The organism is Reichenbachiella faecimaris (assembly GCF_900176375.1).
Taxonomy (GTDB): domain Bacteria; phylum Bacteroidota; class Bacteroidia; order Cytophagales; family Cyclobacteriaceae; genus Reichenbachiella; species Reichenbachiella faecimaris.
Window position 1 is genome coordinate 63,965 of sequence record NZ_FWYF01000001.1, and the last position, 24,907, is coordinate 88,871.

A 24,907-nucleotide genomic window follows, 5' to 3' on the forward strand; every position below is an offset into this window, starting at 1 on the left:
TCAACCTCTGCTGACTAAATAGGCTAGATAGCAGATATAAGTAAGAACGAAAATTGTCCCCATCGTTCGCCCTATCATTGCTTTTCGCCCAATGACGATTGCTACGATCAATAGCGTGCCAGATCCTATGACCATTAATATGTCAGAGTTGGAAACCACATCAAAAGGCAATGGTCTGATCAAAGAACTAATGCCTAAAATCCAAAGTAAATTAAAGATATTGGAGCCTACCACATTACCAACGGCCATATCTGCCTGACCTTTCCGAGCCGCAATCACGGACGTAACAAGCTCAGGAAGTGAAGTACCAATAGCAACAACAGTTAAGCCAATAAATGTTTCACTTAGACCAAATAAAAGAGCGATTTCGAAAGCACCATCAACTACCCACTTGCCACCTATGAAAAGTCCTATGGATCCAGCAGCCACATAGGCTATTGATTTGGCATTAGATAAAAATGTTGAATCAGCATGTATAGCATTTTGTTCTTCTTGTTTGGTATTAGAAACCACATAGATGTAGGTCATGAATAATCCAAAGAAGAATAAAAGTATCGCTCCATCATACCTACTCAGTGTAAGCCCCTTTACATCTACGAACAAATCTGCATTGGCCAAAAAGCCAACCATAAAGGTGGCCAGAAGTGAGATGGGGATTTCAGTAAAATAGATGCTCTTCTTTATAGGAAGGGGACTAAAGATTGCCGCAACTCCAAGTATCAAAAGCACATTGGCAACATTACTGCCTAAAATATTGCCTATGGCGAGTTCAGAGCTGCCATCAAAACTCGCTAATAAGTTTACTATGAGTTCTGGCATACTCGTGCCAAATGAAACTATCGTAAGGCCTATGACCAACTCTGGGATATTGTTTCTTTTAGCTATTGAAGATGCGCCTTCAACCAGTATATCTGCCCCTTTGATCAGTAGCAAAAAACCCAGAACAAACAATATGTAAATCATGACAGATTAGTTTAGGAATTATAGTCCAATTATAGCATTAAAATAAGAATGTAACACCAACATTAATGCTATTTTCAAATTTTTTAAACGCATGATTTCTAGCACTGCAATAGGTTTGTTTTAAACCTTAAGTCTTGACTTAATACTAAAAAAGCCACCATAAGTAACCTTTAATTATGGTGGCTTTTTGATTTATCTGCTGACCCTACTCGAAAATCAATTGCTTAGATTTACCTACAGCCTTCACTGCGTTGACCATGGCTTGGTCCAAAGTGTTTTCTGGAGCCTCAGTTGGTTTGTTCTCTACTATGTATTGTTTACGCTGAGTACTCAATTTTTGAATTTCATTTTTGATTGATTCTCTCTCATCAGTTATTTTTTTGACATAGGCTTTGCGCTCGTCAGCATCCATTTCTTGCATAGGTTCTGGAAGGTATTCTTCCTCCACTGTCTCAAGGACTTCTTCATTATCTCCATAAGCATCTACCAAGTCCCAGCTCGAATTTTTATAAGCATGAGAGCTTTTTGATATGGCTCGTTTAACCTTGTTGGCCTGACTATAAGATTCAGCATTTTGATCCTGTCTCATTTGCTTTTCTTTTTTGCTTTTTCCTTGGGAGCCATAGTAGATATAGGTCTTGTTCAGGTCATTATTTAGCTGATCTATTTTGTCATCATAGGGGGTTCTTACATATACAGTTTTTTGATTCTGCTCTATGCTCATGTATGATCCACCTGTGAGGGTTGCTCCGTGCCTCCAGGAGGTACGAATGCCTTCATTGTAATCACCACAAAAGATGGTATTCACTACTATGTCATGCTCCTTAGCCAATTTACAAGCTGACTCATAGGTCACATTTCCCTGACTGAAGGGCTCGTTGCCAGCAATAAAGATCATTTTCAAATCCGCTTTGGATTTTGACCAATTCAATTTTTTGATAGATTTGTCTATCGCATATCCACAGTATTCGTCACCACCATTGGTAGACAAGCCAAACAAACGTTCAGAGATATCATCCAAATCAGTCGTAAGGTCAGTGACCATTCGCATATACCCTTCGGATTGTGGTAGTCCGTCATTGCCATATTCAAACAATGCGATTTGTATCTCTGGTCTTGTGCCATTCCCACATTTGGCTGCTGCCAATTCATTCACAATGGTCCAAAGTTGTGATTTGGCTTGATCGATCAAACCGTCCATACTATTACTTGTATCAAGGAGTAAAGCCAGCATAATTTTTTGTTTGTCAGGACTGGGTTTAGGTTTGGCTTGACTACTTGGTGAGAAACACCCAATGGTAAACACGGTAATAAGAAAGAAAGCGATAGTTTTTACGGATACTGAGATTGAATTTTTCATGACTTTTTATTTTAAAATTATGGTTCAAAAGTCGATGGCTTCAATGAAACAAAATAGCTGCAATGAGGGAATGGGTGTTTTCAGTTAGGGAAGGAGGGGGTTGATTTAGTGGTGCTGTATTTTTGGTTCAATTGACAGAAAATGGCATTTTTTATTCCTTGCTTTTGTGTGCAAATTTGTTGGAGTAGGAATAAGAACCAAAAAAATGCAAGCACCTAGAATTGTTGAATCATTGCCAAAAACCCTGGTTGGACTTTCCATGGAGATGACCTTTGCGACCCAATCGTCCACGGGAAAGCTATGGAGCCAGTTCATGCCAAGAAGAATGGAAATTGCCAATGCAGTGTCTCAGGATAAATTTTCGCTACAAGTATTCAACAAAGACTTTGATTGGCACACTTTAGAAGCCAATATGCAATTTGTGAAATGGGCAACTATGGAAGTTAGTGATAAGAATAGTATTCCTGAAGGTATGCAGGCTTTAGATTTGGTGGGTGGACGTTACGCTGTATTTGTCCATAGGGGGTTGCCAAGCTATTTTCCAACAACACTGCAATACATACTAAATGAATGGATGCCAACTTCGGGTTATGAGCCTGACAATTCACGGCCTCAATATGAGTTGCTAGGAGATAAGTATATCAATAACCATCCTGATTCTGAGGAAGAAGTCTGGTTCCCGATTAAAAAATTAGATTCTTGATATCATCAAAAACGATATGGATACTCTTGGCTCTCTTGAATTTGAATGCAGGCATCTGCGCTCAAGAGAAGAGTAAGAAAGCGTCTAAGTATAAAAGTCTATCTGAGCGTAATATCACGACAGGTCAAGATGCCATGGCTTTGCTTGATGAAGCTGAAGGGTTGATAAATTCTGATCCTTCTGTTGCACTTGATTTGGTCGAACGGGCACTAGCCACAAGTATTACAGAGCAAAATGTGCAAAATCAAGCCAAATGTTATTTGGTACTGGGCAAAATTAATGAAAGTCAAAAGGAGTTTGAATTGGCCATTCAGAACTATACGGATGCTTATCAAAAGTTGGGAAGGGTATATACCAATACTTTATCCTATCAAGAGACTTTGGAAGGATTAGCTGTCGCTAATTATACATTGAAGAATTTTGATCAATCAAAACGATTTTATCAACGCCTCATTGAAACAGATGTAGACGAGAATAGACGCTTAGAGATTGAATTGAAATTGGCCGAAATAGAAGTGGAACTTGGAGAAACACCTCAGGCGCTTGAACGTGTGAATCAATTGGAACCATCCGCCACCTATAATCAGTCCAGACGGTTACAATCCAAAGGAAAGGTCGTAAAAGCCAGAGCGTATGCCAAAGAGGAAAATTTTGCTGCTGCTGAAGAAATTTTAGCTCCAGAACAAGAAGAGGTGTTAGACCTAACTGCTGATGCCATGTTAGGAGAAACAGAAGAAGTGGTTTTAGAGAACCTTGAGGCTGATGAGCTAATAAATATCTATCAGCAGCAGAATAAAAGGGATGAAGAAATGCAATTGAGAGAGCAAATAGCTTCTTCCAAGTCTGATGCTAATTTGCCACTTCAGGCGAGTCAGCAGAGACAAGCTATAGGCAAAGTATTGATCGAACAAGGCAGAACTTCAGAGGCAGTACTCCAATTAGAACAAGCGGCAATGTTGGCGGATTCTACTGGGGACTCGCAAGCACAGGCTAGTGCTTACCTGGCATTAGCAGAAGCATATATTAAATCGGCTAAAAAGGATTTGGCACTTTCAGCTTATCAAAAACATAGCCTTGCTCTGCAATCCTGGATCCAGGAGCAACAAACACAAAGAAGTGTTAGAGAATCATTACTAAAGAAGCAGCAAAACATTCAGACTTTAACAAAAGATTTGGCATTGGATGAATCGAGCTATTTGCTTGAGGAGACAACCACAGAGCTTCAAGACCAGCAACTCAGAAACCAGCTTGTTTTGATATATGGGCTATTAGGCCTGTTGATTGTGGTCGTTACAGGTGCTTATTTTATTTACCGAAAGGCTCAGGAAATCAAAAGGGTGGGGCAGTTGCTTGCATTGAAATCACTACGATCACAGATGAATCCACATTTCATATTCAATGCACTAAACTCTGTGAATCAATTTGTAGCACTTAATGACGAAAGAGCAGCTAATAAGTTTTTGGCAGAATTTTCAAAGCTCATGCGCATGGTACTGGACAATTCCCAAAAGGAATTTATTACGTTAAAAGAAGAGCAGGAGATGATTGCCCTTTACCTGAAATTAGAACATTATCGTTTTAGAGATCAATTTGAATATGAATTCAATGTTGATCCTGACCTTGATTTGGATGAAATTGAAATTCCTCCTATGCTTATTCAACCTTATATTGAAAATGCGATTTGGCATGGACTGAGATATAAAGCAGACAAAGGCCACTTGCTGGTGAGCGTTTATCAAAATGGTGCAGGCGTCAAAATTAGCATTGAAGATAATGGAATAGGAAGAACTGAATCTGCCAGAATAAAAACGGCCAATCAAAAAAAGAAAAATTCTGTAGGGCTAAAAAATACCCTTGAACGAATAGGCATTATTAATGAAGTGTACCAAACAGATTATACAATCAAAATTTCTGACTTGAATGATGATGAATCTGGTACTCGAGTAGAGATATTGACACCTAAAAATCATGGATAAACTCAAGGCCATACTCGTAGATGATGAGCAGGATAGCAGGCAAATCCTATCTAACTATTTGTCTAAATATTGCCCTCAAGTGGAACTATTAGCAGTATGTAAAAATATACAGGAAGGCCTGGCTGCAATCAAAAAACACCAGCCAGATTTACTCTTTTTGGATATAGAAATGCCCTATGGCACTGGCTTTGATTTGCTTGAGCAGGTGGATGAGGTAGATTTCGAAACAGTCTTTGTCACGGCGTATGACAATTATGCCATTCAGGCCTTAAATATGAGTGCTGCGTACTATCTACTCAAGCCTTTAGATATTGATGAGTTAGTGAGTGCTGTTGATAAAATTCATGCTGAAAGACAACAGAGCAGGGATTCCTTTCATGTCCAAGTACTATTGGACAATATCAAACAAGAAAATGAACGCTCAAAGAAGATCATGCTCCCAACTTTTGAAGGGTTCGAAATAGTACCTATAGATCAAATTATCTATTGTGAAGCAGACGATAATTTCACCAAGTTTCATCTGAAAAATTCAGCAAAACCCTTATTGATTTCCAAGACATTGAAGTATTTTGAAGACATGTTGCCTAAGGGCAAATTCGTTCGTATTCACAGGTCTAGCTTGATCAATACAGACTATGTCGTGAGGTACACCAAAGGTAAGGGCGGATACGTAACGATGGAAAATCTGGCAGAATTGGAAGTATCACCAAAGAAAAAGTCTCAATTTCTAGAGACATTCAAATTATCCTAAAATATGGGTTCACCATGGTTGAGCTCTACAAGCTCTACTCTACCTTTTCCTAAGAAAGGAAGCTTAGTTTGAATCAATAGAGGGTATTGGTTTTTGTCTGAGCTGATCCAGATTTCAACAGGACGATCTTTTTTTAGCTTTTCATTTTCTGGGAGTAGCAGATGTAAGCGATAAGCACCTACATTTCTGCCGTTAAACTCTATGACTTCTTGCCCCATAAATCGTACGCCTACTTTATAAAGTTTTTTTTCATAATGGGTGGTGAGCATGACAGAATCACCAACGCTCATTCCGAACCAATTGTAGTGCTTGAAAAACATAAAAGTTCCGAGCACATCTTGTGTGTCATTCTCAAGTTTGACTTTCCATGCTCGATTTGGATCATCCCGTTTATGATCCAATACTTTAACATCTACCACCATTGAATCATAGTTGTAATTCGTCCATTGTTCCCAGGTGGCATGACCACTGACCACATTTTTTTCATTATAAATTGGCTTGATAGAATTCTTATCAATGTAAGAAGTATAATAATCATCTAGGCTTCCAAGCCAATTGCCCAAACCTAATGTTTCTGCATAGACTCCCACCTTATAACATGGGAAGCCCCTCCATTTAGCTTCACTATCTATCGTGACTTCTCCACTACCAATTGAGAACCAACCTAACTTTAATTTATATTTCAGGTTTTCAACTTTTTTTTCTTCTGGCTTTTCCAAATCATTTGATTGTGCGCTGAGCATGTGAGCTATGAAAATGATCAGAAGGAAAAAGGACTTACCAAATTTTAGAATCATATTTCTCACTATTGGGTGAACAATGGTACAGCTTTGAACGCTTAAAAAATGTAATTTTGACTTAGCCAATGCTACCAAACACTAAATTTAATTCATCAAATCCGAGTTCTTGCAAAATTCAAACCAAAACTTATGCCTGATGCCCTGGTTGCACTTGTACGTTGATACCAGTGGGAGAGCAAAAGCTTGCTGCAATGGCAACATTACATTTGGAAATATCAATGAGCAAAGCATAGATGAGATTTGGCAGGGCGAACCCATTCGGAAGTTTAGAAGGCTTTTGCTAGCAGGAGAAAAGGATAAACGTTGTGCTTCTTGTTTCGACAGAGAAAAGGCTGGCAAGCATAGCATGAGAAAAGAAACGCTGGCAAAATTTTCTCATAAAATGAGTTGGGTAAAAAACACACATATTGATGGAATATCACCAGATTCTAAGCCCATTTATTTTGATATTAGGTTTAATAATTTATGCAATCTAAGATGCAGGACTTGCTGGCATGGAGCCAGTTCGAGCTGGTTTGAAGAAGCGAATGTTCTAAAGCAAAATTTTGGAGAGAAAGCCATCATAGAGGCGAGTAAGGACAGCCAATCATTTATTGATCAAGTACTTGGTCTACAAGTAGATATCGAAGAAATATACTTTGCAGGAGGTGAGCCATTGATGATGAAAGAGCATTATGACTTGCTTGAAGGACTTATTAAAAATGCTCAAACCAAAGTTCATCTCAGATATAATACCAATCTGAGTATCCTGTCACTGAAGGGTCGGAATGTATTAGACTTATGGGAGAAATTTGATCGAGTTACTGTCTCAGCGAGTATTGATGGGCTGGGGAAACAAGGGGAATATATTCGCAAAGGACTGGTTTGGGAAAAGTTTGAGAGCAATATGCATAGCATCAAATCTAACCTTCCACATATAAAATTAGAAATCGCTCCTACCATCAGCATATTCAATGTTCTAAAGCTAGGTGAGCTTCACCATTACTTTGTAGATGCAGGCCTGATTGATATCAATTCTATTTATATAAATGTGCTTTCGCGTCCTGACCATTTCAATGTAAAAATTCTTCCAAGTGAGGTGAAAAAGAAGGCCAGCAAGGCTATCTCACAACATATAGATTGGCTATCTACTCAGGGTGCAACAACAACTGTCATTTCTGAATTCAGGTCAGTCATTGATTTTATGAATCAAGATAGTTGGACACATCAGCTTCCTAAATTGAAAAAACAACTCAAAGTAATGGATGAGATGAGGTCTGAAAACTATGAAAAGATTTTCCCTGAATTTAAGCAGATGCTTGATCTCGTTTGAAAACCAGGTGAGTGTCTGAAGAAGGTTGAGGATCAAAGTAGTAACCTTCATAGTCAAATGCCTTGAGCAGCTCCACTTCATTAATTCTGTTTTTGATAATATATCTAGCCATCATCCCTCTAGCTTTTTTAGCGAAGAAAGAAATGACTTTGTACTTGTCGTTTTTTAAATCTAAAAACTCAACGTTTACTACCCGAGCTTTAAGGCTTTTACGCTTTATAGACTTGAAATACTCATTTGAGGCTAAGTTCACTATTGTGTTATCATCATGTTCTTTCAGGTCCAAGTGTACCAGTTTCACAATTCGATCATTCCAGTACTTATAGAGCGTGGGCTCATTACCTACAGTCAAACTAGTACCCATTTCTAATCGATAGGGTTGGATAATATCCTTAGGACGAAGGAGGCCATATAGCCCAGATAAAATTCGGAGATGCTTTTGAGCAAATTCAATATCATCTGCATTCAATTGGTCTACATCCAGTCCGACATACACGTCACCCTTGAAGGCATGAATGCTCTGTTTTGAATTTTCTACAGTGTGTTCGCGCCGATAATCCCTGTATCGTTCGACATTTAGTTTTGCAATGTTCTCGCTCACATTCATCAGCTGCTGGATCTCTCCTGATTTCTTAAGCCTCAATTCGCGTATGAGTCTATTGGTTTGTGTCAGTAATCTTGGTGTAGTGAAAGAGTCTTGTTGGATTTCTTTTTCAAAATCTAAGGTTTTAGCTGGCGAGATGACTGCAATCATATTTGTCTGTTATCGTAAGGGTGGCAAAGCTATATGAAGCGTTAGAATTATCGAATATTCCGTTAACCTTTATCGGATTTACCTCTAAATTGAAACGTGTAGTATTATTTGTAATTACAAAATGGTATCAAATGAAAGTGGGTTTTAGGATAGCAGTCTCAAAAATTGGGTGGGTGATAGGCCTTATATTGGTATCTAGTCTTGCATTTGGACAATCCTCAAATCAATTACCAGAACCTTCATTTGACACATGGACATCTCTCTTTCTATTTGTTTCATTGCAGGCACTGTTTGTGTTTGTGGCCCTTTTCAACCTGAAAGGAGCACAATCTCAAGCCAATAAAATTCTGGCATTGTTATTACTCACTTTTGCAGTGATTCTTTTTAGCTATGTACTTTATTGGACGAATTATAATCAGAAATTCGCCTATCTAAATGGTTGGTTTCATCCCTTGCTTTTGACGTCAGGGACTTTGTTCTATCTCTACGTTAGAAATATTGTGAATCAGCAGGTGCTCAAAAAAACTGATGGGTTGCATTTTGTAATTCCACTTTTGGTGGCGCTATGTCTGCTGCCTCTTTATATTGATAATTTCCAAGGCGTGCGCCATCTAACTTTAGATGACAGATATCGTCCATTTCTTTTGATTGGTTTCAGTACATATTTGAAATTGGTATACCTGGGGTTGTATTTGTTTTTGAGCTTTAGACATTACTTTTTAGCCAATCTAAAGGACTCCTACTTGAAACCTTGGTTTCATTATTTGTTGATAAGCTATTCAGGTTACTATCTGACCATTGTACTCTATTATGCATTGGTAAATCTTAGCTTTTTTGATGTTACATGGGATTATATGATCTCTTTTGCCATGTCATTCTTCATTTTTTGTGTGAGCTTTCTGGGTTATATATACCCGCAAGTATTGGCTGGTAAGCCAGTAACTAATATTATCCTAAGGCATAAGTATAAGAACTCGGGATTAACAGAAAGGGGAGAAGCGGAATTGAAAATGAAATTGCTTCAATTGATGAAGGAAGAGCAGCTTTTTTTGAATAATGATCTAAACCTTGATCAATTGGCTGCTCAGGCAAATACTACCAGACACAATGTATCTCTGGTAATCAACAAGTACTTCAATCAAAATTTCTTTGATTTCATTAATAAATATAGGATTGACTATGTTCAGCAGCTATTCCTTAAACCAGAATGTCAAGGAGAGCACGTTATTCAATTAGCCTATCGTGCTGGATTCAATAACAAAGTCTCGTTTAATAAAGCTTTTAAAAAATTTACAGGACAAACTCCATTGTCCTATAAATCTGATGTCATTGATTAGCTATCTTTTGAGGAAGATGAAGTCTCCGCCTTCATCTCCAGCACCCTTGATATCGCCAAACTGAGGTACTTGACCATGGCTGTTGTTCATCACTGCAATCTTAAATGAACTAAACAATATTTCTGCAGGAAGCAAACTTCTTTCATTTTCTTCAAGTCGCTTGGTCAAATACTCAATGAATACACTTTTGTCTGGAACAGTTTTCATGGCTCCACTTGTGATTGCTTTTCTACTTGGAAGCTTAGCCAGTTCTAGTGAAGCCATGTTTTGTATAAACATGTCTCTAGTTTTAAATATACCACCACTGAAACAAGCATCAGCAACTAAAAGTGTATGCTTCGTGTGAATACCTCCAATGTAATCTCTAATCATGGCATTGGATAACCAGGCTGCTTTAGAAGTTCTTTTGGCATCACTAGGCAACCAAAATCCTTGCTTAAGGTCTTCGTCCCATACACCGTGACCAGCATAGAAAATCAATAAATTATCTTCCTCGTCAATTTTTGACTGAAGTTCATCAAAAGTTTCTATGATTTCTGTTCTCGTTGGGTTTTGAAGAAATGTGATATTCTCCTCTTCAAATGTGTAATTTCTGGTAAGGACATCTTTTAATCTACCTGCATCAGCAATAGGGCCATCAAGTTGAGTAATAGATGGGTCTCTATATTCGTCTACACCTATTAACAAGGCATGATAAGTTTTCGTGCTGAAATAATCAACAATTCTGCTGTCAAGTTCTGACTCCTCGGTTTCTGGACTGGCCGTAGCAGGTCTTGAGACAACAGGTGTTGCCGCAGCAGTTGCTTGTGTGGGTTTTATCAAGCCATTTAGCAACAGATCAGCTTCGTCAGCTACAAAAAGCGCTTTCTTTTGCTTACCAAATTCATATACTTCCTTTGAGTCTGTGACAATTTTATAGTTGAATTTTTCCAACGTAACCGCATCATCCAATAGTTGACTGTTGCCAACTACTTTGAAGAAAGGGGAGTTTTGCTTAAAGGCACGTGCTTTATCAAAAGGTACCTTTACACTGTGGGTCATACCATCTATTGTGATCGGAAATTCCTCAGTGTCCGCATTATAAGTCCCTAATTCAGAGATACGTGTATAGTATTCTTGGTAAGATCCTTTGATCTTATCTCTGAAAAGTGCTGCCCTTCTTTCACTATCTCTTTTTTCTCTTTCAGCTAATATTTTGAGTCTTGCAGCTTCTAATTCTTTTGCAACTTCGGCTTCTCTATTTGCTAAATCACGGTAATAATCAAAAATTCCTTCTTTATAAGTTTCGGCTTCATCCAGTCTCGCTTCATAGTCAGTTGTACGCTCAAATTCACCCCTTGGTTTGTAGAGTTCTGCACGAAGATTAAGTTCCTTATCTATTTCAACTTTATATTTTTTATAAATTTCATCACTGCTATTGATTACAGGTGTAGTTGTTTCGGTAGATCGGGTATTGGTGTCGTTTGATGCGATTTGTGGGGCTTCACCCGAACTCCAGACTTCAATGCTATTATCACGCGATTGAATCAATATGCTAGATTTATCAGGACTTAACGCAACTTTTTCGATTTTCAAGCCAGTCGAAGAAATAATAGAAACTTCATCATGAGGATTAGAAACATCTCTGATTTTTAGGCCTTCTTCTCCATGTATTAAAATTTTGTTCTGCTGATTCAATACCCAAGAATAATAGAGTTTGTCAAAATCTTCAGGGGTAGGTACCGCTTTCCATTTTAGTAAATAACTTTTACCTGAAGAGATCTTCCAAAACCTTAATGAATACTTATCAGTTGTGGTCATCCAATCTGTCTTAGAAGGGTTTAAGTCAATATGCTCAATATTAGCCTCGTGACCTTTTAGTTTTTTGTCTATGATATCCAAATCAATATTTTTCACCAAAATTTCATCTCCTTTAGCTAAATACATGAGCTTTCCATCATAACTAGTTTTAAATGTACCAATGCCGCCTGTGCTCGCATGAAAGACATCAAATTTTCTACTTTGGAGTTCGACTTTATATATTCTTTTAGAAGGGTCTGAAACACCTTTTGTGCTCAATAAATAGAGCATCTGTGAACTGTTATTCAGATCAACCCAGTCAATTTTTTCGAACAGCGAAATTTTGCTGATTTGAGCGCCGTCAGAAGCATTTGAAAATACGATTTCAGAATCTGTAAAGGAGACAACTTGGTTTTGTCCTGAGTAAAATCGAATAAACTTGATTTTTTCCTTATGAGGTCTGATTTTGTAGAGCTCTTCTTTTGTAGAAAAATCGAATACGGTTAGAATTCCGATTTCATTTCCGATTGCAATATATTGGTTGTTTTCATCAACTTGAAACTCCGTGATTTCTCCAGAATTATCTTCAAGTTCTGCTACTTTTTTTGTCTGACCGAATGAACTTAGAATCGGTAAACTGAGCATTAAAACTAAAATCAATAAATTTTTCATTGTTCCTGAGGTTTGCTTCAAGTATCAAAGCTATGAAATAATCTGATATTAATGCATTTTTTAGACCTCTGGATAGAATTAAGAAGAATTAATTCGATTAGGACAAATTATTAGTCGATCAATGCAACTATTGTTAAGGTTAAACAATCCTTAATGAGTTCACTAACTCATGCATAACCGTGTTGCGAAACTTTCTAAAAATTACGCTAAGAAATCTTATTAAGAACAAACTGTATTCCACCATTAATATTTTTGGGCTGTCGATAGGTATCGTTTGCAGTATTTTGATCTGGCTTTGGGTTGCTGATGAAGCATCATTTGATAAATTTCTACCTCGATATAAGAACCTCCATCAAGTATGGGTACATGCCACTTTTGATGGAAAGGTCAATACATGGCGGTCGATACCATTGCCAGCTTATGAAGCGATGAAGACTGCCAACAGCAGTATAATAAACTCTACCGTGACTGGCTGGGGAGGAGATAAATTACTAACTGTGGATGAAACTCGCGTGATTAAACAAGGGTATTATGTGAGTGAAGAGTTTCTTGAAATGTTCGAATATCCACTCATTAGTGGAGATCCCGCCACAGTATTGGATGATCCCTATTCCATTGTGATTAGTCAGTCTCTTGCTCAGACGCTTTTTAAAAACGAAGACCCACTTGGGAAAATTATTAGGTTGGAAGACCAGGCGAATCTAAATGTAACAGGTATTCTGAGAGACGTCCCCAACAATTCTTCTTTTGAATTTGAATATTTAGTGCCTTGGAAACAGAGAGAAATACTGAATGAATGGGTAGTTAATAATAAAACTAACTGGGGCAATTACTCTTTCCAGGTTTTCGTGGAACTAAGCAATGAACAAGCGCAGGCTTCTGTAGATGAAACTATTGCTACAATGCTTGCTGAAAATGGTGAAGATGACATGCCTAGACGGTTGTTTTTGCACCCAATGGAGCGATGGAGGCTGCATTCCAATTTTGTGAATGGTGTGGCCAAAGAAGGAAGAAATGATCATGTGAAGCTTTTTTCTGTTATTGCCATATTTATCTTGGTTATTGCGTGTATCAATTTTATGAATTTGGCAACCGCCAGATCTGAAAGGCGGGCTCGTGAAGTTGGTATTAGAAAGAGTTTGGGTTCAACCAGAAAGTATCTGATACTACAGTTCATTGGAGAGTCATTAGTCATTTCCATTATTTCATTTGTGTTGGCTATTGCTATGACAGAGCTGGTGTTGCCAGCATATAATAATTTGGTAGACAAAGAATTATTTGTTGATTATCAGTCATGGGAATTTTGGCAGATAGGATTCAGTATCATTTTCCTGACGGGTATACTAGCGGGGAGCTATCCAGCTTTTTATTTATCTTCATTTAGACCTGTAGAGACGCTCAAAGGAACGATCAAGGTAGGGAGGGGGGCTACTTCACCTCGTAAGATTCTGGTTGTCATGCAATTCGGATTTTCTATTCTTTTGCTTGTGAGCACAGTGGTTATATTTAGGCAAATTGAGTTGGTGAAGGACAGAGATCTGGGATATGATCAGTCTAATCTTATTTCCATTGACTATAGTGATGAGCTTGCAGAGAATTATGATGTACTAAAAACGCAGCTTTTGCAGTCCGGTGCGGTAGACGCAGTCACCCGTTCGAATAGCCGTATTACTTCAATCAATTCAAATAACTTCCTTAGCTGGCCTGGCAAACCCGAAAACTTAAAGGTCATATTTACCACAATTTCTACCGAATATGACTATTGTAAGACTATGGGAGTGAAGGTATTGCACGGACGAGATTTTTCTAAAGAATTTTCGACAGATACTTCAGCAATTGTTATCAATAAAACCGCGCTAGACCTCATGGGCTTAGAGGATCCAATAGGGACGACACTTGATCTGTGGGGTGATAAAAGACAACTTATAGGAGTAGTGGACAATGTGATCATGGGCTCTCCTTATCAAGAAGTGAAACCTCTGTTTATGATAGTCAACCCCAATTGGATCAATGCCATTACTGTTCGGCTAAAGAATAATGGAAGTATGAATGAAAATATCAAGACTGTTGAATCTATATTTGATCGTTATAACCCGGCTTACCCGTTTGACTATCAGTTTGCAGATGTTGAGTTTCAACGCAAATTTGATACTATTAATATGACGCAAAGTCTCGCTACTATATTTTCTCTTTTAGCAATTTTCATTACTGGGCTTGGTTTGTTTGGTTTGGCTTCGTTTACAGCAGAGCAGAGGACTAAAGAAATTGGTATTCGCAAAGTCCTTGGTGCGAGCATCCTTGGATTGATTGGTCTGATGTCAAAGGATTTTTCAAAACTCGTACTGATAGGCTTTTTGATTTCTACTCCAGTTACCTGGTATTTACTTGATCAATATCTCGAAAGATACCCCATTAGAGTGGATGTACAGTGGTGGATATTTCCAATTGTTGGGGTTGTTGCCCTTGTTTTTTCCTTGCTGATAGTAGGAAATCAGGCTGGGCGAGTGGCAAGAGCAAATCCAGCAAGATCTCTAAGAGACGAGTAAATTAATCTCGACGTCCCTGTAAATTATTTTTCATTAACAGAATAGCAAAAAATAGAATATCATTAACTTGCGGGTCTATTGTAGTTCAGCTATTTTAGACTCTCCCCGATATCCTATTGATCCATTAGCGAAGGCTTGGGTGTGCATTTTTGGTGAATGAAAAATTAATGGTTAGGACAAAATCAAAACACAAAACTTTATTACAACTCTCTAAATCAGACTATCTGCACAATGGTAGATTCAAGGAATTGGTGCATGAAGTTTTGGCTGCACTGAGTTTTGAGTTGGATGTGGAGCGTGCTGGTTTTTGGATTTTCAGTCAGGAGAATATGCAGATTAAGAATCTGTTTCTTTATGATAAAGAAAACGACACCTTTGTTAAAGGGAATACCTTTGAACAGGAGGCCTGTCCTAATTTCTATGATACACTGAGAACAAAGCTCATTATCAAAATTGATGATGCTGCCAATACAAAACTTACTGAAGAGATTAGAAAATCCTACGTTGAGCCCAACGGACTTAAATCAATGTTAGGGATTCAAGTATGGTACAAAGAAGTAATCCTTGGGGTGATATTTGTAGAGAAACAATCCGAAATACATCGCTGGACTACGCACGACAAAATTTATTTGACCACTGCTGCTTCATACATTTCACAATCCTACAGCTCTCAATTAAGGATTAAGGAAAAGGGGTTGCGCCAGCTCACAGAAGCCAGTTATCATTCTGTATTTAATGATAGCCCAGTACCAATGTTTATCTACGACCCTGGTACTTATACAATATTGGATGCAAACAATGGAGCCATTTCTTTGTATGGTTATGATCTGGATCAATTTAGGGAGTTGACCCTTTTGGATCTAAGAGCCAATGCAGGGGCTACCTCTAAGTCTGATGACTTAGATTACGAACAAAAAATCAATGCCAAATGGGAAGCTTCTGAATGGAAGCATAGGAAGAAAAACAACTCAATTTTTATAGTTCAGATTTCTGGACACTCCACTACGTATAGAGAAAAAAAGGCGAGGATTGCAGTAGCCATAGACATTACCAAGGATAAAAAACAGCGCGAAGAAAAGGAAGCACTGATTGCCAAATTGGAGGACTATGCATTTTATGCCTCTCATAATATTAGAAGACCCATATCATCTATTTTAGGAATTTTAGATTTGATAAAAATGACCTGGGATGATAGAAAAAGCTATGAAGAACTCATGGCAAATCTGCAAATTGCCACTATGGATTTGGATGAGGTAATTAGAGTAATGAATGCTAAATTAGACCTTGATTAAAAACAATATCACAAGAATTGTAAGCTCAAAAGCATGAAGAATAAAGTAAGAGATACCATATTAAAACGAAGCAGTTTTATCATTTTGATGTTGCTCATTCTAAGTGCCTTTGCTTTGCTTAGAATGCTTGCTACACATCAGGATATTGATGATGTTGCACGAATTGATTTGCCACTGGTTGAAATTCTGACCCAAATAGAAACTAACCAATTAGAGCAATCTATTAATTTCGAAAGAGCCATAAGATATGCTGAAGAGTTTGACAAGCACCAGTTTGCCAGAGAAAATTTCCTGCGGGCGGATAGCACGTTTAGGTATCTGGCTGCGATTGTGGATCAAGATTTATTGGATGCAGATGAGCAGGTTCAACGAGCATTAAGGAATACAACTAGCAGTAGTCAGCTATCGAAACTCAGGACATTGGAGGTGGCGCTTACCAAGCTGGAATCTGAACACACCAGTTATGAAAATCATGCCATAGAAGTTATGGAGCTATTGGAAGAAGGTGATGTAGCATCTGCTATGTTGAAGTCTGATAAGGTAGAATCTGAAGAGAATGAATTTAACAGTCAGATTGAAGGTGTTTTGATGCGGTTAGAAATGTTCACGGAATCTCAAGTAGAATCCGTTGAGCAAGAAGAGGAGCTATCCATGCAGTGGATTGTAGTGTTAACCATCTTCTTCACCACGCTATCCCTAGTGGCAGTTTATACCTTTAGCTACAAAATATGGGTGCCTCTTGAGCAAATTAGAAAGGGAGCGGAAAGATTGGGTGCAGGTAATTTGGATACACGAATACAATTAAAACCAGAAAGTATTACGGAAGATTTGGTAGATGCCTTTAACAATATGGCAGATCGCTTACAGGATGCACAAGAAGAAATAGAAAGGTTTACGCATTTTTCTTACAGTACAGCACATGATTTGAAGGCTCCTGTGAATAATATGAAATCACTCATTGAAATGCTGGAGAACACAAAGATGGGTGACAATAGCTATGATACCGTGCTGAAAAATGTAAAAAGAAGTGCGGATCAATTATCTATGACAGTAAATGCCTTGAATGATGTGAATCACCTTCGAGCTTCCCTAAATCAGGATGCCCAGATGGTTTCGTTCGACAAAGTTTTGGCTGAAGTGGCGCAAGGCATGCTTCAGGATATTAAAGATTCCAATGCAACATTTAGAAAGGACTTTTCAGCCTGCAAGCAAATCAACTACCCTCCATTGCACCTGAAGAGTATCATGCAGAATCTCCTTACAAATGCCGTGAAATATAAGAACCCAGAAAAGCCATTAGTGATAGAGATTAAAACTCTAGTGAATAAGGGCAGGGTTACGCTTGTAGTTAAAGACACTGGATTAGGTTTTGATGCTGTGAAATACAAGGAGGAGATCATGAAGCCATTTGTAAGGCTACATTCTCATGTAAATGGAAGTGGGCTAGGTATGTATATTATTAGCACGATTTTGAGTTATCATCATGGTGAAATGATTGTAGATAGTCGTCCAAAACAAGGTGCCAAGTTTACTGTCCACCTAAATGAAATGGATTAAAAACCCGTACCTTCATTTTTTTCTTTAGGAACTTCCAAAGCGGTAGGATCCAATTCTTTGAGATGATGAATGTGTTCGTCTACGAGATCGACTCTTTCCGTAACTGCGTCTATATATAGAATGAGCTCATCCTCAAGAGCAGCAATATCTTTATCAAAGCCGCCACTATCTTTTTTTGCCAAATTCTTTTCAATATGAATTACTTTTTCGCATTCATTTTTGAGAAAGGCCACGAATTTTTTATTTGTATAGTCAGTCTCTAGGGTCACAATGTCATCCAATGTTTCCTTGGCCGCTGGATCAGCATTGGTGTCATACTTATCAGTAACAGTAAAATACAGAGTTGTATCATAGTGATGAATTTGACGAAGCAAATCCAATATCTCCTTCCTGTATGTTTTTGAATGACAGTACGTTTTCATTCCTTCATAGCTCTCCATTTTGAGCGCTTCAATATCCCAAGCTGTTCTTAATTCATCCACAATAAATATGATATCTCTGGGCTTCTTCTGAGCAAGAAGTGGCAATGAAATTAGAAGAAGAATTACGAGTATGGATGATCGGTTTTTCATGAGTTTTTTTGAGTTACACGAATTCAATTTAATCAAAAATAGAATTTATATACTTAATGCTTAGGGTTGATTGATATAAAAATCCATAAGTGTCACTTGTATGTCTTTTCATAATCTCTAGTGAAATTGAAGCTGTGCCTGTTTTTAATAAAGATTTCTTATTTTGCAGTTGCATCAACCAATTATCACTATGAGAATATTCTGTATTATTATTTTAAGTTGTCTATTTGCGGTTAATCTTCAGGCTCAAAATTTTGTTGAAGCTTTCAAAGATGGAGGGAAATACTTTAAACATGCGAGATATGACGAAGCCATAGAAAAATTCAACGAGGCGTTGAAATACAATAATAGATCAGATAAGGCATGGTTTTATCTAGCCATGTCATTCAAGCGTAATGATCAGCCTGAGCAGGCTTCAATTGCATTTGAAAAGCTCAGAGCAGTTAATCCTGATTATAACCCGGCACAATATTTTGAGGGTGGTGAGGTATTTATCGAGTTGAACAGGTTATCAAGGGCTGAAAGATATTATGAGAAATTTTTGGCAGATTATCCAGATATTCCGAACAACACCTTAAAAAGGCATGAAGCCAAAAATAGACTGGTTTACGCTCAGAAGAGCAATGAAGTGAGAGAACAGCCAAACGCTACCTCCGAACCTGAATTGGTATCACAGCTAAATAGTAATTCAAATGACTATGCCCCACAAGTAAACCCTATGGGCACCAGACTCTATTTTACTAGTGTTCGTCAAGGTGGCTTTGATAACGTGCAAGATAGCTCAAGAGCGAACCATTATGGTGAAGATATATATGTTTCGAATCTCAAGAATGGTGCATGGAGTACACCCATAATGTTGCCCGAGCCTATCAATTCGATTAATGACGACTTTGGTTCAGCTTTTACAGGTGATGGTCAGACCATGGTATATGTAAGATGTGGAGGTGAAGAAAGTGTAGGTAATTGTGACCTCTACATCACCACACTTGACGGCACTAAATGGTCAGAGCCTGTAAATATGGGTAATGTGGTAAATAGTAAAGACTGGGAATCTCAACCCACAATAAGTTCTGACGGTACTCGAATCATTTTTACCTCATCACGGGATGGTGGCTATGGTGGCGCGGATTTGTATATGACGGAGCTAAATCATTTGGGAGATTGGGGAATCCCTCAAAATCTAGGAAGTACTATTAATACGCCATTAAGCGATAATAGCCCTTTTCTGGCAGCTGATGGTAAAACTTTGTACTATGCCACCAGTGGACATCCAGGCCATGGTGGTGTTGATATTTTTTATAGTGTATTTGAGAATGGAAAATGGGCTACACCAATCAACTTAGGAGCACCAATCAACTCATCTGGAGAAGATAAAAATTTCAGTATTTCTGGTTCAGGAGATGCGTACTTCTCATCATCTAGAGTGGGTGATAGCTACAATATATACAAGACCGATCTGCCGGATTATTTAAAACCAAAACCAACTGCTGTTATTGAGGGTATTGTAGCGAATGCTAATACAGAAGAGCCCTTGGGAGCATTAGTAATGATTGAAGATATTGATACAGGGGAGCTTATTGCGATTAACAAGAGTAACTCAGAAAGCGGAGAATACTTAGTGGTGCTACCTGCTGGTAGAAATTACAGTGTTTCTGCGAGTAGGGATGGTTATTTTTTCTATTCTCAAAGCTTTGACTTGCCAAAAGACACCACTTATCAAGAGATTACAAAAAACATCAACTTAGAGCCGATCGAAAAAGGTACTAAAGTGGTGCTGAACAATATTTTCTTTGAATCTGGCAGAGCAGAATTGAAGCCAATCAGTTACGTTGAATTGAATAAGGCAGTAGAATTAATGCAGCAGAATGGAACCATGGTGATTGAAGTAGGTGGACATACAGATAATCTTGGTTCGGAAGAAGCTAACCAGAGACTCTCACAGGCAAGAGCAGATGCCGTAGTAAAGTATTTGAAATTAGCTGGAGTAGAAGAAGCTCGCCTTCAAGCCAAGGGATATGGAGAGTCTGTGCCGCTAGAAGATAACAGTACTGCAGAAGGTCGTAAAGCTAATCGCAGAACAGAGTTCGTAATTGTTGAATTCTAAATCACAAGGGATCTTTGTAAGCCAACTAAAAATGTAGGTTCTTTTTTATCAAAGGATTTTGATTTATCTTTTGTGAACGAGGTACTTACATTTTTAGTTAGTTAAAAAAGTCATGCATGAGATTACTCCTTGTTTTTTTAGTCTTTAGTTTTTTTGTAACGGTAGTTGCAAAAGGACAAGGCAGTACTTTCGACCCAAAAGAGCCTATACAAAACTTTAGTCTGACACAGTGGACAGCTGAAGACGGACTTTCATCCAATAATCTTACAAACGTATTTCAAGACAGTAGAGGCTTGCTATGGGTTACTTCATTCAATGGAGTAATGATCTATGATGGTGAGCGAATCGAAGTGTATGACATAAATAATCTTGACCTATTAGAAACAGATGGCTTTTATACTGTTGTTGAAGACGATGATGGTGTGATTTACTTAGGTTCTCAAGGAAGTAGCATAATCAGCTATTCAAATAGTCGTTTTTCTGAACTTGAGATTTCTTCTGGTTCTTTACCAAAGTCCGTGCCGTCATTGCTAGTAAGCAAATCTGGGACACTTTATGTGGGTAGCAATAATCAAGGCTTGTTCAAACTAGAGAATGGAATAGCTTCACAAGTAGATGTTCCAATGCTCAATAAAAGTACCATCAGTAATATTAAGGAAGATGGAGAAGGTAAACTTTGGGTTGCCACTGAAGGCCAAGGTCTGTTTGGCCTTAGAGATGAACAAGTAGAATCTCATTATTCAATAAAAAATGGACTGCTTGATGATTATGTGGAGAGCTTGATTTGCACAAGTAATGGATATACGATGGTTGCCACTACTCAAGGGTTGCAATTTGTTGATGATCATGGGCAACTCAATGAAGTGAAAGGTTTGACCAACGTTTATATTAATTACCTACAGGTAGATGAGTGGAATTCTGTATGGGCAGGAACGGAAAACGGACTAGCCAGGTGGTCACCAATGAGTGATAAAGTGGATTGGGTTTATGGGAAGAGTGGTATTGATTTAGTACGAATCAGTTCGATCATAAAGGACGAAGAGAATAGCCTGTGGTTGACCTCTAGCAGGACTGGCTTGATGAGATTAAAAGAAAGCCAGCTATCCAACCTGACCCAACCCAATATATCTAGCAATAGAGTCAATATAATTCACGAATCTTGGAACGGTAAGTTGTATATAGGAACGGATCAGAACCTCCTTGATATCTATGATGGCTCATCATTTAGCAAGTTGGAAATTAACACTGATCTAGGGGGTAATGGGGTGCGTGATATATATCATGATCGTGATGGTTCCTTGTGGCTGGCCACTTATGTGGGAATCATACATAAGATGGGAAATAGAGAAACACTTTATTCGACCGCGAACGGAATGCCAGCCAATAATTTCCGAACAGTTATCAAAGACAAAAATGGATTTTTTTGGTTTGGATCAAGGTCAGGTGGCTTAGTGAAGTTTGCAGATGGTCAGATTCTGGAAATCTTAAACAACCAAAATAAACTAGAATCTAATTTCATTTTGAGCGCAACAGAATCAAAGAATGGTGATTTGTATATTGGAACTCACAGTGGTGGGATGACCATACTGAAGCCTTCTGGACAGACCATTACATACCATTTAAAAGAAGATGATTCAGGCGTGTTGCTGTTTAACATTGATTTGATTTCTGACTCAGAAGCATTAATTACTGCGAATATTGGTTTGATACACTTTTATGAAGATAGTTTGAGATTGATTGATTTGGCGATTGATCAAAGAAGTAAGACATATTTTGATCTTGTAGATGATGAGAAAGAGAATTTTTGGATGACCTCAAACCTTGGAATTTTACAAATCGAAAAGTCTCAATGGAAACAATATCGTGATGGAAAAATAGAAGAATTGCCTTATATCCTTTTGGATGAGAATGATGGAATGAATAACAAGGAATGTACGGGAGCAACACGATCGTTATTAACCGCTCAAGGGAAGATTATGATTCCTACGCTTGGTGGTGTTTGTGAAGTTAACCCTACCGGACTTAAAGATGGTGAGCGGAAGCCAAGGCTATGTATTAGAAATGTTTTGGTGGATAGTGAGTCACTACGGATTGACGAAGACCAAACGGTCATAGAGGCAGGTGCACTCAGGTATATTTTTGAGTTTGCTGTACTAAGTTATGCTGCTCCCGAACGAAATCAATTTAGATACAATCTGGAAGGATTTGAAAAGGAGTGGAGTGACCCTGTTTATGATGGACGGGTCGAATACACTAATTTGCCTCCAGGCAAATACACTTTTAAAGTAATAGGGGCAAATGAAAGTAACATTTGGAACACAGAGCCAGTCAGTTTTACTTTTCGGGTGAAGCCATTTTTTTATCAGACCATCTGGTTTTACTTATTAGTAGTACTTTTTATTATTGGTCTATTTCTGATCATATACAAATGGAGAATTTCATTTATAAATAGGCAAAACATAGAACTCAAAAAGGTCAATGCCGAATTGGACAGATTTGTTTATAGTGCATCTCACGAAATCAGGTCTCCTCTTGCTTCCATCTTAGGGTTGATCAACTTAGCAAGAATGGGTGAGGTCGAAAAACAACACCAGTATTTTGATCATATCGAAAAGAGCGTCAACAGGTTAGATGATTTTATTCAGGACATCGTAGATTATTCTAGGAATGCACGCCTGGGAATTGAAGTTGATGAAGTAGATTTTGAAACCACTATATCGAATATATTGGCTGACATCAGCCATACCAAAAATTTTGATATCATAAGATGCAATACAAAATATACATTGGAGGGCAAATTTTATAGCGATTCCAAACGACTCAAAGTGGTTCTAAGCAACATCATAACCAATGCCTTTAAACATCATACACCAGATAGAGTTGATGACCCGTTTGTTTCCATTGAGGTGTCAAACGTCAAGAAAGACGTGAAAATACAAGTTGTAGATAATGGCCCGGGAATAGAGAAAAAGGATCAATCAAAGGTTTTTAATATGTTCTACAGAGCAACAACAGCCAGTGAGGGCTCAGGATTGGGACTTTATATTGTAGAGGAGACCTTGGAGAAAATTCATGGCATCATAGAAATTCAATCGAAAAAAGATGAAGGAACCTCTTTTGTGATTACACTAAGAAATCTTGCCGCATTACATAAAAAATAGAGTAACTTAAAATAGCATTGAGGAGATGCTGTTAATAGAAATGATTTAAAAAACATAGCCCATGAATAAGGTCATTTTTACAGCGGATGACTACGGAGCCATACCTGCTATAGACGAAGGAATTATTAAAGCAGTAAATGCTGGTAAAATTAACTCTGTTGCTGCGTTTTCAAATCACGATCATTTTGAAACCAAAATTAAAAAACTGCAAGACGCTTGTGCTGAAAAAACTTTTGAAATAGGTTGTCATCTGACGATCTCTTCAGGCAAACCCGTCTCTGGAAGAAAGATTGGGCTATTGACAAGGTCGGGTACACTGAGCTTGCGTAAAGGAAAGTACTTTAAAAAGTACACTCAGATGCGCAGGTCTAAGCATACTGATCGTGAACTTAATGATTTGCACTATGAACTAAGTAAACAAGTAGAGCAGTTTGATCGATACAATGTACCCATTACCAATTTGAGTAGTCATCACAACACACTGTTTTTCTTTCAGGATTTTCATGAAATATTTTTCAAAGTCGCACAAGAAAACGGCCTGGCGGTTCGCTCACCACTAAACATTCCCAAGGCAATGAACGACCTCTATATATCCATGGTCGTACTAAGAATGTTTGATAATATGAGCAAAGAAAACCGAAAGTGCATTTTAAACCACTCACGCAATATGAGAACATTTCTTGCTCATTTCGAAGCATTGCCTAAAATGCCTATTGCATTAAATACCGTGCACTATGGCCCATTGGCATTGCCTACTAATAATCTAAACAATGAGGAAATAAGCTCCTTTGCTGACGAAAAGAACCTGGCACTTAGAGAAGACCTGAGTGTGGAGGCACCTGAAGAAGAAGTCATGGAGTATGTGTTTCATCTTATAGATGATGACTACGCCAAATTAGGTGAGTATTGCAATCAAACAAAATTTTCTAAATCAAAATATACAGGTATAGATTCTAGCTATTTTGATAGTAGAATGGCAGAACAAAGGGCACTTCTTAACTTTGACCTGTCTGCATTGGTGTCTTTCGAGTCCTGGAAGAACCTTTAAGATTAACTTCTACCTAGTGAAAATAAGAGTCAGGTATACACCTGTCCGAGTTTTTGGTAATGTGCCAATAAGAGTAAAAAACGCAATATTTTTCACTAGGTAAATTGCCGTTATGATATCTAGGTGATTATGCCTATATATTTCATATATAAATTCAAACTATTGTAAATCATGGAGTATATATCTATCTTATAAATGATGATCTGAGAAATCATCATAA

Annotated in this window: 17 protein-coding genes; 11 read left to right on the forward strand and 6 right to left on the reverse strand. The window is 38.0% G+C overall.

Annotated elements, in window-relative coordinates; translation table 11 throughout:
• Together B9A58_RS00270 and B9A58_RS00275 are read right to left on the reverse strand one after the other, a co-directional pair.
• Complete coding sequence (locus tag B9A58_RS00270; protein ID WP_084370421.1) at nt 1–963, reverse strand: calcium/sodium antiporter; 963 nt, start codon at nt 961–963, stop codon at nt 1–3.
• 205 nt (nt 964–1,168) lie between these two features.
• The gene (locus tag B9A58_RS00275; RefSeq protein ID WP_084370422.1) at nt 1,169–2,323 is read right to left on the reverse strand and encodes a vWA domain-containing protein; all 1,155 of its coding nucleotides are present in this window, start codon (nt 2,321–2,323) and stop codon (nt 1,169–1,171) included.
• 205 nt (nt 2,324–2,528) lie between these two features.
• Between B9A58_RS00275 and B9A58_RS00280 the strand changes: the two genes are divergently transcribed.
• Genes B9A58_RS00280 through B9A58_RS00290 form a run of 3 tightly spaced genes read left to right on the forward strand, consistent with a single transcriptional unit; the run spans nt 2,529 to nt 5,753 of the window.
• Complete coding sequence (locus B9A58_RS00280; protein ID WP_139793689.1) at nt 2,529–3,026, forward strand: GyrI-like domain-containing protein; 498 nt, start codon at nt 2,529–2,531, stop codon at nt 3,024–3,026.
• Between the two features lie 26 nt (nt 3,027–3,052).
• Nucleotides 3,053–5,002, forward strand: coding sequence for a tetratricopeptide repeat-containing sensor histidine kinase (locus tag B9A58_RS00285; RefSeq protein ID WP_084370424.1), 1,950 nt, complete (start codon nt 3,053–3,055; stop codon nt 5,000–5,002).
• On the forward strand, nt 4,995–5,753 hold the full coding sequence (locus B9A58_RS00290; protein WP_084370425.1) for a LytR/AlgR family response regulator transcription factor: 759 nt from the start codon (nt 4,995–4,997) through the stop codon (nt 5,751–5,753). The genes B9A58_RS00285 and B9A58_RS00290 overlap by 8 nt, the downstream gene beginning before the upstream one ends.
• Here B9A58_RS00290 and B9A58_RS00295 read toward each other — a convergent pair.
• Nucleotides 5,750–6,550 (reverse strand): DUF3108 domain-containing protein, encoded by an 801-nt coding sequence (locus B9A58_RS00295; RefSeq protein WP_084370426.1) that lies wholly within the window; start codon nt 6,548–6,550, stop codon nt 5,750–5,752. The genes B9A58_RS00290 and B9A58_RS00295 overlap by 4 nt on opposite strands.
• Nucleotides 6,551–6,689: 139 nt before the next feature.
• Here B9A58_RS00295 and B9A58_RS00300 point away from each other — a divergent pair, with 139 nt between their 5' ends.
• Nucleotides 6,690–7,865: a twitch domain-containing radical SAM protein gene (locus B9A58_RS00300; protein ID WP_084370427.1), complete on the forward strand. Its 1,176-nt coding sequence runs from the start codon at nt 6,690–6,692 to the stop codon at nt 7,863–7,865.
• Here B9A58_RS00300 and yaaA read toward each other — a convergent pair.
• On the reverse strand, nt 7,840–8,619 hold the full coding sequence (gene yaaA, locus B9A58_RS00305) for a peroxide stress protein YaaA (RefSeq protein WP_084370428.1): 780 nt from the start codon (nt 8,617–8,619) through the stop codon (nt 7,840–7,842). The genes B9A58_RS00300 and yaaA overlap by 26 nt on opposite strands.
• A gap of 131 nt (nt 8,620–8,750) precedes the next feature.
• On the opposite strand from yaaA, the gene B9A58_RS00310 reads away from it, so the two are divergent.
• Entirely contained in the window at nt 8,751–9,956 is a 1,206-nt protein-coding gene (locus tag B9A58_RS00310; RefSeq protein ID WP_084370429.1) for a helix-turn-helix domain-containing protein, read from the forward strand.
• Here B9A58_RS00310 and B9A58_RS00315 read toward each other — a convergent pair whose 3' ends face one another.
• Entirely contained in the window at nt 9,957–12,407 is a 2,451-nt protein-coding gene (locus B9A58_RS00315; protein ID WP_084370430.1) for a caspase family protein, read from the reverse strand.
• 179 nt (nt 12,408–12,586) lie between these two features.
• Between B9A58_RS00315 and B9A58_RS00320 the strand changes: the two genes are divergently transcribed.
• The 3 genes from B9A58_RS00320 to B9A58_RS00330 all read left to right on the forward strand — a co-directional run bounded on the left by B9A58_RS00320 (nt 12,587) and on the right by B9A58_RS00330 (nt 17,802).
• On the forward strand, nt 12,587–14,953 hold the full coding sequence (locus B9A58_RS00320; protein WP_084370431.1) for an ABC transporter permease: 2,367 nt from the start codon (nt 12,587–12,589) through the stop codon (nt 14,951–14,953).
• Between the two features lie 167 nt (nt 14,954–15,120).
• Nucleotides 15,121–16,245, forward strand: coding sequence for a PAS domain S-box protein (locus tag B9A58_RS00325; RefSeq protein WP_084370432.1), 1,125 nt, complete (start codon nt 15,121–15,123; stop codon nt 16,243–16,245).
• Nucleotides 16,246–16,278: 33 nt separating this feature from the next.
• On the forward strand, nt 16,279–17,802 hold the full coding sequence (locus B9A58_RS00330) for a sensor histidine kinase (protein WP_084370433.1): 1,524 nt from the start codon (nt 16,279–16,281) through the stop codon (nt 17,800–17,802).
• Here B9A58_RS00330 and B9A58_RS00335 read toward each other — a convergent pair.
• On the reverse strand, nt 17,799–18,374 hold the full coding sequence (locus tag B9A58_RS00335) for a hypothetical protein (protein ID WP_084370434.1): 576 nt from the start codon (nt 18,372–18,374) through the stop codon (nt 17,799–17,801). The genes B9A58_RS00330 and B9A58_RS00335 overlap by 4 nt on opposite strands.
• Before the next feature lie 190 nt (nt 18,375–18,564).
• On the opposite strand from B9A58_RS00335, the gene B9A58_RS00340 reads away from it, so the two are divergent.
• The 3 genes from B9A58_RS00340 (at nt 18,565) to B9A58_RS00350 (ending at nt 24,687) form a co-directional block, all read left to right on the forward strand.
• Complete coding sequence (locus tag B9A58_RS00340; RefSeq protein WP_084370435.1) at nt 18,565–20,478, forward strand: OmpA family protein; 1,914 nt, start codon at nt 18,565–18,567, stop codon at nt 20,476–20,478.
• 116 nt (nt 20,479–20,594) lie between these two features.
• Complete coding sequence (locus B9A58_RS00345; protein WP_084370436.1) at nt 20,595–23,639, forward strand: sensor histidine kinase; 3,045 nt, start codon at nt 20,595–20,597, stop codon at nt 23,637–23,639.
• A gap of 61 nt (nt 23,640–23,700) precedes the next feature.
• Nucleotides 23,701–24,687, forward strand: coding sequence for a ChbG/HpnK family deacetylase (locus B9A58_RS00350; RefSeq protein ID WP_084370437.1), 987 nt, complete (start codon nt 23,701–23,703; stop codon nt 24,685–24,687).
• Nucleotides 24,688–24,907: the final 220 nt, after the last annotated feature.

What these genes read in the sequence shown, in the direction of transcription:
- B9A58_RS00300 (WP_084370427.1), top strand. Translation starts at nt 6,690, where the DNA reads ATGCCCTGGTTGCACTTGTACGTTGATACCAGTGGGAGAGCAAAAGCT.
- B9A58_RS00280 (WP_139793689.1), top strand. Translation starts at nt 2,529, where the DNA reads ATGCAAGCACCTAGAATTGTTGAATCATTGCCAAAAACCCTGGTTGGA.
- B9A58_RS00310 (WP_084370429.1), top strand. Translation starts at nt 8,751, where the DNA reads ATGAAAGTGGGTTTTAGGATAGCAGTCTCAAAAATTGGGTGGGTGATA.
- B9A58_RS00345 (WP_084370436.1), top strand. Translation starts at nt 20,595, where the DNA reads ATGAGATTACTCCTTGTTTTTTTAGTCTTTAGTTTTTTTGTAACGGTA.
- B9A58_RS00315 (WP_084370430.1), bottom strand. Translation starts at nt 12,407, where the DNA reads ATGAAAAATTTATTGATTTTAGTTTTAATGCTCAGTTTACCGATTCTA.
- B9A58_RS00340 (WP_084370435.1), top strand. Translation starts at nt 18,565, where the DNA reads ATGAGAATATTCTGTATTATTATTTTAAGTTGTCTATTTGCGGTTAAT.
- B9A58_RS00270 (WP_084370421.1), bottom strand. Translation starts at nt 963, where the DNA reads ATGATTTACATATTGTTTGTTCTGGGTTTTTTGCTACTGATCAAAGGG.
- B9A58_RS00290 (WP_084370425.1), top strand. Translation starts at nt 4,995, where the DNA reads ATGGATAAACTCAAGGCCATACTCGTAGATGATGAGCAGGATAGCAGG.
- B9A58_RS00350 (WP_084370437.1), top strand. Translation starts at nt 23,701, where the DNA reads ATGAATAAGGTCATTTTTACAGCGGATGACTACGGAGCCATACCTGCT.
- B9A58_RS00330 (WP_084370433.1), top strand. Translation starts at nt 16,279, where the DNA reads ATGAAGAATAAAGTAAGAGATACCATATTAAAACGAAGCAGTTTTATC.
- B9A58_RS00295 (WP_084370426.1), bottom strand. Translation starts at nt 6,550, where the DNA reads ATGATTCTAAAATTTGGTAAGTCCTTTTTCCTTCTGATCATTTTCATA.
- B9A58_RS00325 (WP_084370432.1), top strand. Translation starts at nt 15,121, where the DNA reads ATGGTTAGGACAAAATCAAAACACAAAACTTTATTACAACTCTCTAAA.
- B9A58_RS00275 (WP_084370422.1), bottom strand. Translation starts at nt 2,323, where the DNA reads ATGAAAAATTCAATCTCAGTATCCGTAAAAACTATCGCTTTCTTTCTT.
- B9A58_RS00335 (WP_084370434.1), bottom strand. Translation starts at nt 18,374, where the DNA reads ATGAAAAACCGATCATCCATACTCGTAATTCTTCTTCTAATTTCATTG.
- yaaA (WP_084370428.1), bottom strand. Translation starts at nt 8,619, where the DNA reads ATGATTGCAGTCATCTCGCCAGCTAAAACCTTAGATTTTGAAAAAGAA.